Here is a 1,972-nt window from a genome sequence, read left to right on the forward strand (position 1 = left end):
GAAGGGTTTACAAATAGAGAAGGTGAACCTTTACCCTTAATTGTGCAGAAATCAGATGGCGGTTATAACTACGCCACAACAGATTTAGCATCCCTCCGCTACCGGATTCAGCAAGATGAAGCAAAGCGGATAATTTATGTAACAGATGCTGGACAAGGAAACCACTTTGCCCAATTTTTCCAAGTAGCACGCAAAGCTGAATGGATTCCTGATGATGTGGAATTAGTGCATGTGCCCTTTGGGTTGGTGTTAGGAGAAGATGGTAAAAAGTTCAAAACTCGTTCTGGGGATACTGTGCGGTTGCGGGATTTATTAGATGAAGCTGTTTCTCGTGCCCATGCTGATCTAAAAACCAGATTACAAGAAGAAGAACGCCAAGAAACTGAAGAATTTATTAATGAAGTTGCTAGGGTAGTTGGGATCAGTGCAGTTAAATATGCAGACTTAAGCCAAAATCGCACTAGTAGCTACATTTTCAGCTATGACAAAATGCTGGATTTCAAAGGTAATACTGCGCCTTATATGCTGTATGCTTATGCGCGGATTCAGGGGATTAGCCGTAAGGGTGATATTAACTTTAAGGAGTTAGGAAACAATGCTGTTTTGTTGGAGCATGAAACAGAGTTAGCGCTGGCAAAATATTTACTTCAACTGGATGAAGTTATTAGTAGTGTAGAGCAAGATTTGCTACCCAATCGTTTATGTGAGTATTTGTATGAACTGAGTAAAAAGTTTAATCAGTTTTATGACCGAAATCAGGGAGTTCAAGTGTTAGAGGCTGAAGAACCGCAACGGACATCACGCTTGGTTTTATGTGATTTGACTGCTAGAACTTTGAAGTTGGGATTGTCTTTATTGGGAATTCAGGTTTTGGAAAGGATGTAAGACTAATTCGTAATTCGTAATTCGTAATTGATGGAGTTGGAAGAAAGGGTTTTGTTGGGGGACTTCCAGAGAATAAATTACCCAATTTATTCAGATGATATTTTTATTTTCCCCTGCTCCCCTGCATACACAACGACGATTGATTATTTTTTTAATTGGAAGTCCTTGGAGGCGATCGCAAATGGTACGGACATCATCTAAAAACATAACTTTGTCGGAGTTTCTAATTTTACCAGAAACGAAACCCGCTAGTGAATACATGGATGGTCAAATTATTCAAAAGCCTATGCCACAGGGGAAGCATAGTACAATCCGAGGTGAAATGATTTGCACTGTCAACTTAACGGTCAAGCCCAAGCGAATTGCTCGTGCTTTTCCAGAATTGCGGTGTACTTTTGGTGGAAGGTCAATAGTGCCAGATGTAGCGGTATTTACTTGGCAAAGAATTCCTCGTGATGAAAATGGCCAAGTTGCCAACGTCTTCAAAGCTGCTCCCGATTGGACTATCGAGATTCTATCACCTGACCAAAGACAGACGAAAGTTACAAAAAATATTCTGCATTGCCTGAGTTATGAAACACAAATGGGTTGGCTGATTGACCCAGAAGAACAAACGGTATTTGTGTACATCCGCAATCAACAGCCAATTATGTTGGATGAACTAGAAGCTTTACTCCCTGTGCCAGATTTTGCAAGTGAGTTGAGGCTGACGGTGGGAGATTTATTTGGCTGGCTATTGGAGTAAACCAAACCCTAAAGAATTAAATAAGGAAATACACCAAGTGCAACAGGTTTTATGGGTAGGAATCGGTTGTAAAGGGGGAACCTCATGGCAGTTGATTGATCAAGCAATTGAGCAAGTCTTTCAAGAAAATCAACTTTTTCAAAGTGCGATCGCAGGTTTTGCTACCATTGACACTAAATCCTCAGAAGTTGGTTTAGTAAAACTTTGTAACCTACGCAATTTGCCTCTAAAAACCTTTTCTGCCCAAATCCTTCGCTCTGTCTGTGTCCCCAACCCTGCCAAAATTACCGACCACAAAGTAGGTACACCTAGCGTAGCAGAGGCAGCTGCTATTCTTGCAGC

At 41.0% G+C, this 1,972-nt stretch carries 3 protein-coding genes; all 3 read left to right on the forward strand.

What is annotated here, in order from left to right; translation table 11 throughout:
* Positions 1-885, forward strand: an 885-nt coding sequence (gene argS, locus VE944_RS16910; RefSeq protein WP_324979064.1) for an arginine--tRNA ligase, incomplete at its 5' end; no start/stop codon positions are given.
* A gap of 181 nt (positions 886-1,066) precedes the next feature.
* Positions 1,067-1,630 carry a Uma2 family endonuclease gene (locus tag VE944_RS16915; protein WP_324979067.1) on the forward strand — a complete coding sequence of 188 codons (564 nt, stop codon included), beginning with the start codon at positions 1,067-1,069 and terminating at the stop codon, positions 1,628-1,630.
* 37 nt (positions 1,631-1,667) lie between these two features.
* Positions 1,668-1,972, forward strand: a 305-nt coding sequence (locus tag VE944_RS16920; protein WP_324979070.1) for a cobalamin biosynthesis protein, incomplete at its 3' end; no start/stop codon positions are given.

It is taken from the genome of Nostoc sp. (assembly GCF_035638895.1).
In the GTDB taxonomy this organism is placed as follows: domain Bacteria; phylum Cyanobacteriota; class Cyanobacteriia; order Cyanobacteriales; family Nostocaceae; genus Nostoc.

Bases quoted from the DNA above. Each gene is read 5' to 3' on its own strand.
- VE944_RS16915 (WP_324979067.1), top strand. From the start codon at position 1,067: ATGGTACGGACATCATCTAAAAACATAACTTTGTCGGAGTTTCTAATT.